This window comes from Alteromonas sp. HB246098, assembly GCF_054890645.1.
Genome location: NZ_JBTZUG010000001.1, coordinates 804,175 through 818,849, shown reverse-complemented (window position 1 = coordinate 818,849; position 14,675 = coordinate 804,175). Strand labels below are relative to the sequence as shown.

Below are 14,675 nucleotides of genomic sequence, written 5' to 3'. Positions count from 1 at the left end.
CCCATCACTTCATCGCTTAACACTTACACAGCACTATAAGTTCATTGTGCTCGACAGATTTTGAGTGAGTTATTTGGCAGGCAAGCCAAACAGTGTTGAAACACAACAGCTGCTTTTAGATTTAAACGCTTAAAAATAGTGAAGCTCAAATCGCCGGTGCTAATGCGGCAAAGCCTGATAAATAAGGCACGTTTTCAAAAAGCCCCTTAATTAACCTTTTCTTAATCTTTCTGAGACAAAATCGATAGTCTTCGAACTTTTTTGCTTAAAAAGCGTGCTGTTTAGCGTTTTTTTAGACTAAAGATTAAGAAAATTTATAAAGAGTTTTTAAATTTTGATGTATTTGCTCTCGTCATTTAGACATTTTTTCTATATTATCCAGACCACAAATAGCAACTATTATTATTTGCAATTGCAAAAGGAATGAAAAGTTAAGCGGTTTGGAAGAGCTAGCGACTTAAAAAAGTTTTGCCGAATAATAAGGTTCTTGGTTGCCAACAAACACACAACACTTTGAAGAACACTTGGAGAGTAATTTTGAAATTCAAACTTACGAGTATTGCCACTGCGATAATGTTAAGCCCAGCTGTATTTGCTGCTGATATGGAAGACATTGAAAGACTGACGGTAGAAGGTAAGTACCTTTCAGTTAACCAGTCTAACTCTATTAAGAGCCCAACGCCTATCCTTGACGTGCCGCAAAGCTTGTCAATTATTACCGCGGAAGAAATTACGGCTCGCGGTATTACTAGCGTTGGTCAAATTATTGATTACACGCCAGGTGTTAATACTTCTCAAGGTGAAGGTCACCGTGATGCAGTGGTATTTCGTGGCGTACGTTCAACAGCCGACTTCTACTTAGATGGTAATCGCGATGACGTTCAATACTACCGTGCGCTTTACAACGTTGAACAAGTAGAAATTCTTCGTGGACCGAATGCATTGCTATTCGGCCGAGGCGGTACAGGCGGTATTTTAAATCGTGTATCTAAAAAGGCGAAAACGGGCGAAAAATTCGTAAACTATAACGTTTCTGCTAATACCTTTGGTGCTTACAATCTTCAATTAGATACCAACGTAGATACAGGCGAGAAATCTGCACTTCGTATCAATGCTATGTACGAAAGCTTAGATAATCATCGTGACTTCTACTATGGCGATCGCTACGGCTTTAACCCAACTGCACGTTTTGAAGTGAGCGACGATACCATTGTTGATGTGTCATACGAATATATCGATCATGAGCGCTTCATTGACCGTGGTGTGCCAACGGCAAACGGCGAACCTGTAGAAGCATTTGAAGAAATCGTATTTGGCGACCCAGAAAATAACTACCAAACTCTAGGTGCCGACGTATTTCGCGCAAACGTTGAACACACGTTTTCTGACAGCTTAAAAGGTAACTTCAACGCCTTTTACGGTGACTACGACAAAGTTTACTCAAACTTTTACGCTGCGGCTTATGACGCTGACGCTGAAGTGGTAACCCTAGACGGTTATGTAGATACTACTCAGCGTGAAAACCTTATCTTGTCTTCAAACTTAGTAGGCGAGTTCGCTACGGGCAGCATTGAGCATACGGTTATCTTTGGTGGCGAGGTTATTAATACCAAGTCGAATCAAGACCGTTATAACCCTGTTTTTGATTCTACAGATGGCGATAGAGAAGCGTTTAATGTAACACGCCCACTTAGTTTCAGAGGCCTAACTGGTACTAACTCAGTTGGCGAAACAGTTACTGCTACTTTTAGTGATGTAAACGACGATACACACGTAGACCTTGATGTTTACTCTTTTTACGTGCAAGACGAAATTGCACTATCAGAAAACTTCGACCTAGTGCTAGGCGCACGCTTTGATAGCTTCGATATTGAAGTGTTTAATGTTGTTGCAGCTGAAACGCGCAGCAGAAAAGACGAAGAAGTATCACCACGTGCGGGCCTTGTTTACAAGCCACAAGAGAATATCTCTATCTATGCAAGCTACAGCGAGTCATTCTTACCACGCAGTGGCGAGCAGTATGCGAATATCAACGGTGATGCAGACGCACTTGACCCAGATACTTTCACTAACCAAGAAATTGGTATTAAGTGGGACTTCAGTGAGAGCATGAGCTTTACCGCAGCTATCTTTGAAAATGAGCAAACGTCTCTTGATAACGACCCTAACGATGCAGAGAGCTTCATAGAAGTTGATTCAGATGTATCAGGTTTTGAGCTTCAGCTTCAAGGTTATATCACTGATAAGTGGTACGTTACTGCTAACTACAGCAACCTAGACGGCGAGAATGCAAGTGGCGTGGAGCTTCGTGAGCTACCTGAAAATACCATGTCGGTATGGACGACTTATGAAGTAAATGACGTATTTGGCTTCGGCATTGGCGCAACATACCAAGATGAAAGCAAGGTATCGACAAGCGCTACGTCACCTGTACTGCCAAGCTATACCCGTGTTGATGCATCGGCGTACTACACACTTAGCGACAAAACACGTCTTCAGCTGAACGTTGAAAACCTAACTGATACGCTTTACTTCCCTAATGCACACTCTACGCATCAGGTTACAGTTGGCGCACCAATCAACGCGCGTTTATCTCTGATTGGTTCTTTCTAAGTAAAACTGAAAGATTACCTATTGAACTTAAAAGCCATTCGTGAAAGCGAATGGCTTTTTTATTTTGCAGAAAAGTCGTTCCAAGCGCCCTTGGTGTTATAAACGTATTTGCCGCTAATAGTGTTTTACCTTCATACTGACTAAGTCAGCAAGTCAGCAAGTCAGCAAGTCAGCAAGTCAGCAAGTCAGCGTTAACCCTGTTTTGCGAAGTCGATAAGTGTCTGTCCATCCATGCGATAGCCTAACCATTCACTCTTAGGTTTAGCGCCAAGAGACTCATAAAAATCGATAGCAGGTTTATTCCAATCTAAAACACTCCACTCAAAACGGCCGCAGTCGTTTTCTACCGCTGTTTTTGCTAAATGTTGCAGCAGCGCTTTACCCGCACCTAGGCCACGGGATTTCGGTGAAACATAAAGATCTTCAAGATAAAGTCCGTTGCGACCTTGCCAGGTGGAATAATTAAAAAAGTACACGGCAAAGCCAATAGGAATGCTGTTATTCTCGCAAACAACGCAATGAGCAGTGGCACCTTCGCCAAATAGTGTCTTAAGAAGCGCCGCTTCAGAGGCTTCTACTTCATGCTCAGCTTTTTCATAAATGGCAAGTTCCAGAATAAACTGGCGAATTTGTGAAATATCGCTAGGCGTCGCTGGTCTTATTGAAATTGCATTGTTCATAGTGTTTTCCTTTCAATAGGCTTGAAAAAAAATGAGCCTCGAAGGCTCATTTTTAAAAGTTAAGTGCGTTTCTAACACTAACTAGTGAACGGCTATATAGTGAGTGCTATCCGCTAGTCAGTTGTTAGTTAACTGCTAGTCAAGTGGGCCAGCAGGCTGAGGTGTATGTGCTTGATCCGTGCTATTGTTTTCGACTTCGCTACTAGCCTTTCTGCGTAATACTTTTCTTTTTATGAACGAAAAAGGACCACGTAAATCTAGCAGAATTAAGTACAAACAAGGTACCAAGATGAGTGTTACTAAAGTCGCATAAAGCACCGCAAAGCCAAGCGCAGCCGCCATAGGTACCACAAATGCTGCCTGTAGGCTGGTTTCAAACATAATTGGCAATACGCCCGCAAATGTAGTGATTGAGGTCAACGTAATTGCCCTAAAGCGCGCGGTACCGGCCTCAGTTACCGCTTCTTTTATACTGTAGCCTTGTGCACGGCGCTGATTCACAAAGTCCGTCATAACCAGCGAGTCGTTGATAACAACCCCCGCTGCTGCAATAAGGCCAAAGTTAGACATCATAGATAGGTCTAGGCCTAGTACAAAGTGGCCGAACACTGCACCTGTAAAGCTAAATGGAATAACCGACATAATGATAAGCGGTTGCCCATAACTTTTTAGCGGAACAGCTAAAAGGATATACACCATGATCATGGCCGCTAAGAAGAAGAGTATTTGCTCGTTTTGCTGTGCCTGCTGCTCTTCAATATCACCGCCAAGTTCAGTCATGACCGATGGGAACGACTCTTTAAGCTGAGGCAGTAGTTTGTCTTGAATTTCAGTGACAACCTCGTTAGGTTCAACTTTTTCCTCATCAATGTTGCCCCAGATATAAACGCTGCGATAACCACCTTCACGACGAATGTAGCTAATCCCAGGCTTTTCTTCTAAAGCAACCACGTCACCAAGCATTACTTCTTGGCCGTTAGGCGTTTTAATTAAAGAGTACTTCAAGTCAGCAAAACGTTCGCGGGTAAGTTCAGGATAGCGAACCATAACCCTAACTTCTTCACCGTTGCGGATAACACGCTGTGCTTCGCCGCCGTAAAAGCCCGCACCAACCTGAGAGGCGATATTAGAAAGGGTAAGCCCCAAATCGTAGGCAACCGGAAGTAGGGTCATTTGTACTTCTTTGCTCGGTGGGTCGATAGTTGAGCTTACGTCAAACAGGCCTTCTTGCTGCTGCAGCATTTCAATGAACTTAAGGCCTGCCGCATTTAAGGTGTCAATGTCTGGGCCAAATAGTAGATAACCGAATTCACCGTCGTCACCGTCACCGTTTACATCATCAACTACGGTAAAAGACTTCATACCGGTAATTTCAGGAATGGCTTCGCGCCAACGTCGGGCAAGCTCAAAGGTGTCGATAGGGCGGTCTTCTTCATTAACCAGTGGTGTAAGTATGCGCCCTTCATTGCTGTCTTCGTTAAAGGCGAGTCGGTCGCGAATCATGCCTTGGCCAAATTCATCAATGATCTGCTCTTCAACATCAAGAATGGTTTGCTCAACAATTTTAAGCGCATTGATAGTGGCTAGATCAGAAACGTTTTCGTTCATCTCTATTTTTACGCTAGGGAAGTCGTGAGGCACTTTAGGGTTTGGCACCATGCGCACATAGTTCGCGCCAATCAGGCCCATGCTAAGCATTAACATAGCCACGAACATCATAAGTACTGCCCAGCGCCACTCAATGGCTTTCGTAACAGTACGCTTGTATGGGCCATTAACAAAAGCAAAGAAGCCTTTGTTAAAGCGTGCACGCCAGCTATCTTGCCTTACGGGTGAGAATTTCGTGTGGGCTAAATGCGCGGGCAAGATTAGTTTTGACTCAATTAAACTAAATACCAAACACAAAATAACTACCACAGCGATGTTATAGAAGAACGCACCTTCAGGGCCACTGCTTAGTGTAAATGGAGCAAATACCGCGATGGTAGTTAACACACCAAAGGTAGCTGGGGTAGCCACGCGTTTAGCGCCGCGAACCACGTTATCAACGCCGCCACCCTTGCTTTCAATTTCGGTGTAGGCACTTTCCCCAATAACAATGGCGTCATCAACGACAATGCCCAGCACCATAATGAACGCAAAGAGCGAAAGAATATTAATGCTTACACCGAAAACCGGCATAAGCATCATTGCACCTAAGAAACACACCGGTAGGCCGACCATAACCCATAGCGCTAAACGAAAGCGCAAGAAAAGGGTAAGCATAAACGCGACGAGTACAGACCCTTGAACAAGGTTCGATAACATCATGTCTAAGCGTGCGTTAAGGTAGTAGGTCATATCCACTAAAACTTCCAGGCTGACGCCCTGAGGAAGGGTCTCATTTCTCTGGTCGATATAGGCTTTAACCGTTTCAGCTACAGGGATAGTATTTTGGGTTTTAGTGGCTTTAACGGCGATGTAGATGGCGTTCATGCCGTTGTACTTAAAGTAACGTTCACCCTCAACAAATCCATCATTGATATAGGCAACATCGCCTAAGGTTACTTTTGCGCCACCAGTGCCAATTTTAATTGGGATTTGTTTGAACTCGTCGCCGCTGTAGTATTGATTTTCAACGCGAACTGACACTATTCCTGAATTAGTTCTTAGCTGGCCTGCAGAGATATTTGCTGAATAACTATTAATGGCTTGGGTAACATCGGCAATGGTTAAGCCGTACTTTCTTAGCGTATCGGGCTTAATTTCAATAGCAATTTCATCATCGGGCGTATTGGCTTCCACCAAGGAAATAGAGCCAAGCTGAAGTAGTTCATCTTCTACTTCTTTAGCTAGCACTTTTAGCTCCGACAGCGGCAAGTCGCCAACAATCGGCATTTCGATAACTTGCTGCTGGAACTCTACTTGCGAAACGTTAACAGGCTCCATGCCGGCTGGAAAGGTAGCAATACTGTCTACACGAAGCTTGACCTTGTCTAAAACGTCAGTCAGTTCAGCTTTAGTATCAATTTCCAAGGTGACTGCGCCGCCACCCCGAAATGCTCTAGATACAGTACGCTTAATTTCAGTGATGTCTTTTACCGCTTCCTCAACTTTGATGAAGATACTTTCTTCAATTTCTTGCGGAGAAGCGCCAGGGTAGTTGGCTTCAACGGTAATATAATTAATTTCGATGTTAGGAAACATCTGACGCTGAATAGTAAAGTAGCTGGCTATACCCATGACAATAATGAAGAACATCAGAAGGTTGGCCGCTACAGAGTTTCTTGCAAACCAAGAAATAATGCCGCTTTGCGTATTGTTATGATTTTCCATGACAGCTCCTTAGTTAGCTTGTGCTGTCACAATTTCAGTCGTAGTCTCAATAACCTTAACCGGCATGCCGTTTTGCGGGTATTCAGGCAGACTCATTACCACTTTTTTCGCGTCGAAATCACCTTGTATGAGGAAGTCGCCATTTTCTTCACGGACAACCACAACTTTATGAGATTTCAATCGGTCTTCATCGTCAAGAGTCCACAGCATGCGATTGGTTACCAATTCCTGTGGTACACGGTATACGTCACTCAACGTTTTACCTTCAAAAGCTATGGTGCTGTATGAACCAAATTTAACAATAGGTTTGGTTGAGTTAATTGAGTAAGGGTCTTCGATACGCGCTACGAAATAGCTCATACGTGTGGTGTTATCTACCACACCAGTATCTCTGTGAATGGTGCCTTTAACAGTAGCGCCCTGAACATCGTCAACTTCTATCGCAATTTCACTACCTATTGTGCTTTCTGAAAGAAAAACACGGTCAAAACCAGCAATAGGGAAAGTGACTTCGGCGTACTCTATATTATTGAGAACCGCAACTGGGGAGCCTTGTGTAACATAGTCACCGGTGCTGATGTCTCTTGATACGATAAGTGCATCGTAAGGCGCTTTCACCTTGCAGTTATCTAAATCACGTTTTGCTATTTTGAGCTGGGCTTCGGCTGATTTAACGCCAGCTTTCGCGCTCATAACTTGCGGTTTGCGAAGGTATAGGTCGGTTACCCGTGCGTTCGGCATTGTTTTCGCTTCTTTGGCGGCCACTTCTGCCTGTGCTTCTTCTTGAATAAGTTGTGCTTGGGCGCTTGCAAGGTTTGCTTCTGCTAATAATAGGGCCGCTTCATAGGCATCGGCTTCTATTTCAAACAGGGTTTCGCCACGCCTGACTAAACCACCGCTTACAAACTTGGGGTTCCACCTCTGGACTTCACCCGATACTTGCGCAGCAAGATTCGTGCTCTCAAGTGGCATGATTTCGCCATAAGAAGTCAGTTGAACGCGCACATCCTCTGGCGATAACGCTTCAATAGTGACGGTTGGGCGAGTATCAACCTCTTCGGTAATCGCACTGTCGGAAGCAGAAGCTTCGATTCCTTTCATACCTAAATAGCCTACTAGTAAGACACCAATAGGTAACGCAACTTTCATCCATTTCATGGCTAAATCTACTTTTATAGCGAATACTTTACATAGTGTAGCGCTAAAGTGTTTCAGGAATACAGCGCAAATGTAACGAAACATGAGTCAATTTTGTGTAAAGGACACAAAATTATTGATTACTGTACTTTTAAAGGCGATGAGCTAGATAAAGGTGACGAGCTTATAGAGGAAGAGGCACATACACGATTGCGACCGTTGTCTTTTGCATAATAAAGCGCTTGGTCTGCACAACGTATAGCACTTGATATATCTGTATCAATTGTGACTTCACTTACGCCAAAGCTACTGGTGACGTGGATCTTACTGCTATCTATATTCAATGGGGCCTTGCTAAGTACTTCTTTTATACTTTCTAATGCGTTCACCGCACCGGCTTCGTCGGTATCGGCAAAGATGAACATAAATTCTTCACCACCCCATCGCGCGAGTATATCTTGCCCACGAAGCCGAGATTTAAATACCTTAGCGATTTGCCGAAGCACTTCGTCACCTTGTTCGTGACCAAGGGTATCGTTTATGCTTTTGAATCTATCTACATCGGCAATGGCAACAGAGAAAGGACGTTTACTGCGTAGCATTCTTGCGTATTCTCTGTCTAAGCACTGCTGGGCACCACGTCGATTCAACAAATTCGTTAAATGGTCGTGTTTCGCTTGTCTCTCAAATTGTTCACTGAGGTAGAGTGCGGTGTCGTAACTTTTTTGTCTGCTGTATTCGTAAAAAGCAGATAAAAAAGACACGGTTAGAAAGGAGTAGAGTAGGCGAGTTTTAAACGCATAGGTGTAGTTGGCAACAAAGGCTGCATCGTTAAACCCAAATAGAAGGATTGCGCACGTAATTGTAAAGGCGATAAGAGCCAGTAGGCCGCGAACAAAACCAGCGAAAAACATAGTAACCGGTGGAACCAAGTACATCCAAAGTGGGCCGGTGTTGTCTTTACCACCAGTAATGATCAAAAGTAACGTTAGTACCATCAAACAGCTTATTAGTAGCGTAATAGACCATGTGCGAGCGCTAGCTGAAGAAAAGCGTACCTGTAACTGCTGCGAGACGGCAAAAACAACACTCGCAATATAAAGCGTTGTAGATAGCGAATACTCCGCGTCGATTAAGGCACGAGTTCCAAGCAAAAACGTAATAGACATACCAACGGCGGCAAACAAGTTGACCACAATAATGCGCCTGTTTGTTTCGTCTTTATGGTGGCTTTTTACGCCACTGAATACGTATTGCTTTAACCGGCTGAGCATAATTAGCTTTGTTGGTTAATCGTTGTATTCATATCTACCGCCAGCTTTTCTATCGCTGACCTCATTGCTTTTATGCTGGATGCAAAGCCATCGTTGCTAAGCGGAGCCTTGAACGTAAATGAGTGAATGCTGGCTGCTTCTGAAGCACGCGAAATTGAGTATTGCCCGGAAAATATTACTTCGCCTTCGTATGTGCTGACAAAATCATTGATGTATAAAGATATATGCGGTGCTTCTTCACTTGCATAAGGGTCGGGGCGAACAAGCGCTACATTATTCGCTTTTAAAGCACTAGCGAGGGCTTTAGTAAGCCCTTCATCTACGGGCTCTGCCCATAAATGACTGGTAGAAATGTGAAGATTAGTGTCGCTGGTTTGATACACCAAGCCTCTATGCTTTAGATACTCTGGCAATGTTACTTTATCTAAAACGATACTTTGTTTCACCTCGCGTTCTAAAACAGAAGCACCGTTCGTTGCGTGAAGTAAGTAATAAGTCAGTGCATTAGGGGCGCTACTGCATGCAGATAAAAAAGAAAACAATACAGCTAAAATAATGATTTTTAGCGATTTGTTATCCTTATTGAAAGAAAAAGTCTTAACCTGCATTATCATATAATTTAATCCTTTCTTCCCTGTTTACGGGTACGCTACCTTGAGTATCGGGTAGGTTTTGCAATCTTTCCAAAAATAAAGTGTAGGGTATATGCCCAATTAGTAGAATTAGGGCATATCTTGTCTATCTTCAGACTTATTTATTTACACTATTCATTTTACTATTCATTTTTTGCGCCAGGCTGAATGTTTTGTGTACAGTTTTGTGAGGCAGCATCTTAAATAGTCACATCAATTCTTTGCCTTGGGCTGAATATCTGCCTCGTCATCTTTGGAAAATATCAAGCTGTTCGGAGACTGATTTAATTGCAAAAGCAACGGCTGAATATTGCGCATGGTTTCTTGCAAGGCATCGACGGTTTCTTTAATTTCAGATTGATTAAAGCCACCCTCACTGTAATTCTTCAGCAAGCTATCGAGGCTAACAAGAACCTGATTAAGGTTGCTGTTAAGGGCTTTGGCATCAATATCTGCAATAAGTAAATCGAAGTCGTCACTCGCGGTTTCTACTGATTCTGCCGCTAGGCGCATATCTTCAACGGCTAACTGTACGTTCTCAACCATTTCTTTAAGGGGGAGCTGGTTAATTTTATCTAAGATCGCATCAGCTTTTTGCGTTAACTGAGTAAACTCGTTACTTACGGTAGGAATTACTTCATAACCGTTAATGACGGCGATTTCATTGCCTGCGTCGGCGTCAGGAATATGCTGTAAGTCTACGTAAAGACCACCGGTCAAAACATTACCCATGCGAAGTGAAGCCCTTAGATCTCGATGCAGCCAATTTCTAATCGTCTGCTTTATAGCACTTAGCCCTTCTTCGGTGTCAGGTTGTCGCGCCTTCCCTGGGTAGATGTTGATGAGCACTGGAATAGGGTAGTCCCTTTCCAGAATGTTTCCTTCAACAGCAGGGAACGAGTTAATTGCTGTGACGTTACCAATCTCAATGCCTCGATATTCAACGGGGGCTCCGACAGTGAGCCCTCTCACACTTTCATCGATGAGCAAAAGATATTCAGCTGCCACTTTAAAACGAGCATCTGAGGCAGAGGTACTGTCGCCATAAATAGTAAAAAAGGCGTTGTCTAATACCTGTTCACCCTTTGGTACGCCTTCAGGAATGCCAAAGGTAATGCCATTGGCTAATAAGGTTTCTAAACTTCCGGTTTCTACACTGACCCCATTTGATTCAAGTAGAAGTTTTACGCCACTGACATCCCAAAAGCGGGTCGTGTTAGTAATTAGCTTGTGGTAGGGCGCTTCAATGAATGCGTCGTAATATACGACACGCTCTTCAATGTTAAATGTGGCATCTTCAAACTCGCCAACTTTAAAACCCTTGTAGATGATGGGGTCGCCGGGTTTATAGGCAAACTCGTCGTCGCTTTTTAGCATAACGTGAAGGCCAGGGGTACCAGGCGGCGTAACGGGTGGGCGCTCAAGCGCAGTGAAATGCAGCTGCTCTTTGCCCTTGTCGTCAGCCGACATCGCAATATAACTACCAGATAAAAGGGTATTGAGCCCAGATACTTCCGAAAAACTAATACGAGGAGCTACCACCCAGAATTTTGCATTTTCATTGAGCAGGTGGGTCGCACTAGCATCAATTCTAGCCGTAACAAGTACACCGTTTAAGTCGGGGTTCAGTGTTATTTTCTTTACCTGACCAATGTCTAAGTCGCGCACTTTTATTGGGGTTTTGTTTACTTCAATACCCGAAGCTGATTGAAGTTCAATGGTTATAAGTGGGCCTTGGTTTTTCCATTGGTAATAAACCATCCAGCCACCAATAACGATAACAAGAATTGGAATAATCCAAATGCGAGAGACTGATGAAGTGGGCTTAACTTTTGCCTCGTTAATGTTGGGATCGTTTGTGGTCATGGTAATTGTTTCCACTGCTGCCAAATAAGCCTCGAATCAAATGTCATCGCGGCTATCATTGTTACAAATACTACGGCGCAAAAGGCGAGTGCCGCTTGGCCCGGATAAATAGACATAGTGTTTCCCATCTGTATGAGAGACACCAGTACTGCTACCACAAAAACGTCTATCATCGACCAGCGACCTATTGCCTCGGTAATGCGGTAGTAACGTATACGTAATTGTTTTGAAGTGGTTTTCTCTCGCTGTACGGAAAAATTAAGCCAAGCAAGAATTAATATTTTCGCAACCGGAACAACCACGCTGGCAATTAAGATGATTATCGCAACCGGATACGAGCCAGATTCCCAAAGTGAAATAACACCGCCAATAATGGTATTTGGTGTTTCTTGACCAAAAAATTCAGTATACATAATTGGCAGCATATTAGCAGGAATATATAAAATACAAGCGGTTAACAATAATGCCCATGTGCGCTGAATACTCACTTGCGCTTGTTTTTCGCATAGGGGTTTGGGTTGTGGAGGCTGACCTTGTGACATCCACAAGGCATAACTTGTCGTGTCGAACTGATATATACAAAGGGCAGTAAATGCTGAAAAGCCGACAAACGCATAAAACGACAGCCCTATAGATACATCGGCTAACTCGGTTATTTTAATTAGACTGACCAAGGTTCCTACTAGAAATATCTCAGCCATGCTCCATGGCAAAAGCGCTTTAACCAGCTTATACAGTCTAGCCAAGTAAAAGGGGCGACGGTTTTGTATTTGAGCTAAAGAAAGCAGTAACAAGCCAGCGAGGACCATTCCGGGTAGTAATAGCGTGGCTAAACTGGTTATTATCGCAAGGGATAAGTAGTCATTTTCAATAAGCACGGTAATGCCCGTTGGCAAGTCGATACTATGCTTCTGCCCGCTCGCTTTAAATGTCAAAAAGTTAAAGGGTAACGAGAGCAATAAAAAAATAAGCGCGCTGAAAGCATAAGCGAGTAGCTTTTCGCTGGCACCGACGCGATACGAAACTAACGTGTGGCTGCAAACAGGGCAAACTGCTCTTTGTCTGTGCGCTAGCGCGGGTATGTGAACCTTAGTATGGCATTGCTCACAAACTATAGATAACGTATTAGATTCAGCCATAAAGTTTTATTGCGCCACTTTTTATACACTGGATGTATGATAGAGAGTAGCTTGATGAAATAACTCGTTGTTTTTTGAATTCAACAGAATAGCGTATTGCGGCCACATCGGGAAGTAAAGTCATCCGTGTTCAGAAACATAACAACAATAATTGACGATTAAATGATGGAAACAACAAACGAAATTCGTGGTACCTACAGAAAAGTTAAAAAACAAGGAAATCGCTTATTGCTAAAAAGGCGCATTGGCTTTTTGCGCTTTTGGGGAAGTATCACTTTTGCTCAGCGTTGCTACTTTCTGGCAACTGCAATGCTTTTATTACAGCTTTTTTTTGATGTTAAAAGTGGCTTATTTGAAACGGTCATGTTTGGCTTTGCCCTTAGTGGTATTGTAAGTGAAACTTGGCCAAGGTTTATGGCGCTTTGGAATAGTTTACCGGGTAAAGCGGTAATTTTGTTTGTCTATGCCGTTATCGCAAATTTTGCCCTCGCTTCTGCTAGCGGGTTAGTAAATAGTATAACCGGTGTTTCCGCAGGTGCGCTGCCCTACAGCCACAATTTCGCGCTTATACTTATGGTGCCAAGTTGGTTCTTTGTCACCACGTTAATGGCACTTGTTGGCGGAATGCTAGTTATTTTTATTTATCTGTTTTTTCTACTACTACTCAAGCCCTTTGGTGTGCAAAAACTGTGGCATAAGCCTGGTTATCGCTATGTTTTGTCTACCGCTGTGGCGCGGTTTGTTTGGACATTAGGTGTAGCGCTTCAGCTTAGCGTGTTAGCAGGGCAAGTAGGGCTACTTTCCGAGTTTAGTGCTGAAAGCACAAGCCAGCTGATCACAATCGAAAACGAGACAGAAACGTCGATTGAGGACAGTGAGGTTCCACCCACTGACAAACAAGCAGAAGATACTTCTGAACTGGAAGACGATTTAACCGCGCTTCTCACCGACGCCAAGGAAAAAAGTATTCGCTATAAAAAAGCACAACGCCAAGCGTTGGCTAGTTTTATTTATGAGTTTGAAGCGGATTCACGTTCGCGCTGTGCTCACCCTGAAGGAACGCGCGTCATCGAGCTTAATGATTACGAGATATTACAAATAACGCAAACGCCCGAAGATGAAATTGGCTACACGTATACAGTAGAGCCTTGTCGTTCAGCTGCTATTGGGCTCGATTAAAACGCTCCGCTTTTTTCGTTCATAGTTTGCAGGGCCATCGCAGATCTAGATTAAATGTACAAATGGCGATACCTTGATTACGCTTTAAGAGTATCTGCCGTGAGTATATAGCTACTTGGCATCTCGTACACACCTAACGCTAAACATATAGTCTTTGTTAAGCTTTGCCCTTCTAATTTCGCCCTTATGTGAGTTCCACCACGAATAGGCGAGGGTGCGGGCGTACGCCTCTTTATCAGTGGCGCTAGTACTTGTCCAAAACTCGGTGTACATGCCTTGCGTGATATACCAGTTGCCTATTTTTACACCTGCTGGCATAGCGCCAAAGTGGAATTGATTAACTTTAGCCTGATCAAACTTTTTAAATAGGGTATCGGGCTGTTCTGCTTTTAAAGTAATAGCAATATCGTTATTTCCGCGCCAGCCCTCTTTCGAAAGCTCGCGTTGTGCTATACCAATAGCGAGTTCCATACTTTGCCAATCTTCATCGGTAGCTATACGCCATCCACTAGGACACAGCTTTCGCTGGTCATTTACGTCTTGCCAATGATAAAGCCTTCCATATTTAAGTAGGTTCTTTTTGTCATCTTTTGGAATAAACCCTGATGCAACAGGGCTTCCATCTTGAAATTGGGTAGCTCTTAGGTTCTCTGCAAACCATTCAAGTTTACCTATTTTAACGGTTTTATAGCGATTACCTTCTAAATCTTGAAAAGTACTCACAGTGTTTTCAATTTCTTTGCTTGTGACATTAATCGAAGCAGGCTCTGCGGGCGTAGATGTCATCATAAAAAATCCTAAGAATGAGGCAGCACTTATCATGTTGTGAAAACTCAATTT

Annotated in this window: 10 protein-coding genes; 2 read left to right on the top strand and 8 right to left on the bottom strand. The window is 43.4% G+C overall.

All coding sequences use genetic code 11. From position 1 onward, the window contains the following. The first annotated feature begins 537 nt into the window (after positions 1–537). Positions 538–2,613 (top strand): TonB-dependent receptor, encoded by a 2,076-nt coding sequence (locus ACYTPF_RS03495; protein ID WP_461851226.1) that lies wholly within the window; start codon positions 538–540, stop codon positions 2,611–2,613. A 191-nt stretch (positions 2,614–2,804) separates the two neighbouring features. On the opposite strand, the gene ACYTPF_RS03490 is transcribed toward ACYTPF_RS03495, so the two are convergent. The 7 genes from ACYTPF_RS03490 to ACYTPF_RS03460 form a co-directional block, all read right to left on the bottom strand. After that, entirely contained in the window at positions 2,805–3,293 is a 489-nt protein-coding gene (locus ACYTPF_RS03490; protein WP_461851225.1) for a GNAT family N-acetyltransferase, read from the bottom strand. A gap of 135 nt (positions 3,294–3,428) precedes the next feature. Then, on the bottom strand, positions 3,429–6,608 hold the full coding sequence (locus tag ACYTPF_RS03485) for an efflux RND transporter permease subunit (RefSeq protein WP_461851224.1): 3,180 nt from the start codon (positions 6,606–6,608) through the stop codon (positions 3,429–3,431). Positions 6,609–6,617: 9 nt separating this feature from the next. Continuing rightward, entirely contained in the window at positions 6,618–7,766 is a 1,149-nt protein-coding gene (locus ACYTPF_RS03480; protein WP_461851223.1) for an efflux RND transporter periplasmic adaptor subunit, read from the bottom strand. Positions 7,767–7,885: 119 nt separating this feature from the next. Next, complete coding sequence (locus tag ACYTPF_RS03475; RefSeq protein ID WP_461851222.1) at positions 7,886–9,019, bottom strand: GGDEF domain-containing protein; 1,134 nt, start codon at positions 9,017–9,019, stop codon at positions 7,886–7,888. Between the two features lie 2 nt (positions 9,020–9,021). After that, positions 9,022–9,633: a PqiC family protein gene (locus ACYTPF_RS03470; RefSeq protein WP_461851221.1), complete on the bottom strand. Its 612-nt coding sequence runs from the start codon at positions 9,631–9,633 to the stop codon at positions 9,022–9,024. 231 nt (positions 9,634–9,864) lie between these two features. Then, positions 9,865–11,517: an intermembrane transport protein PqiB gene (gene pqiB / locus ACYTPF_RS03465; protein ID WP_461851220.1), complete on the bottom strand. Its 1,653-nt coding sequence runs from the start codon at positions 11,515–11,517 to the stop codon at positions 9,865–9,867. After that, positions 11,514–12,656 carry a paraquat-inducible protein A gene (locus tag ACYTPF_RS03460; protein ID WP_179982867.1) on the bottom strand — a complete coding sequence of 381 codons (1,143 nt, stop codon included), beginning with the start codon at positions 12,654–12,656 and terminating at the stop codon, positions 11,514–11,516. The genes pqiB and ACYTPF_RS03460 overlap by 4 nt, the downstream gene beginning before the upstream one ends. A 162-nt stretch (positions 12,657–12,818) precedes the next feature. On the opposite strand from ACYTPF_RS03460, the gene ACYTPF_RS03455 reads away from it, so the two are divergent. Next, positions 12,819–13,835, top strand: a complete 1,017-nt coding sequence (locus ACYTPF_RS03455; RefSeq protein WP_461851219.1) for a hypothetical protein — start codon at positions 12,819–12,821, stop codon at positions 13,833–13,835. A gap of 111 nt (positions 13,836–13,946) precedes the next feature. On the opposite strand, the gene ACYTPF_RS03450 is transcribed toward ACYTPF_RS03455, so the two are convergent. Then, complete coding sequence (locus tag ACYTPF_RS03450) at positions 13,947–14,624, bottom strand: fibrobacter succinogenes major paralogous domain-containing protein (protein WP_461851218.1); 678 nt, start codon at positions 14,622–14,624, stop codon at positions 13,947–13,949. Positions 14,625–14,675 lie beyond the last annotated feature (51 nt).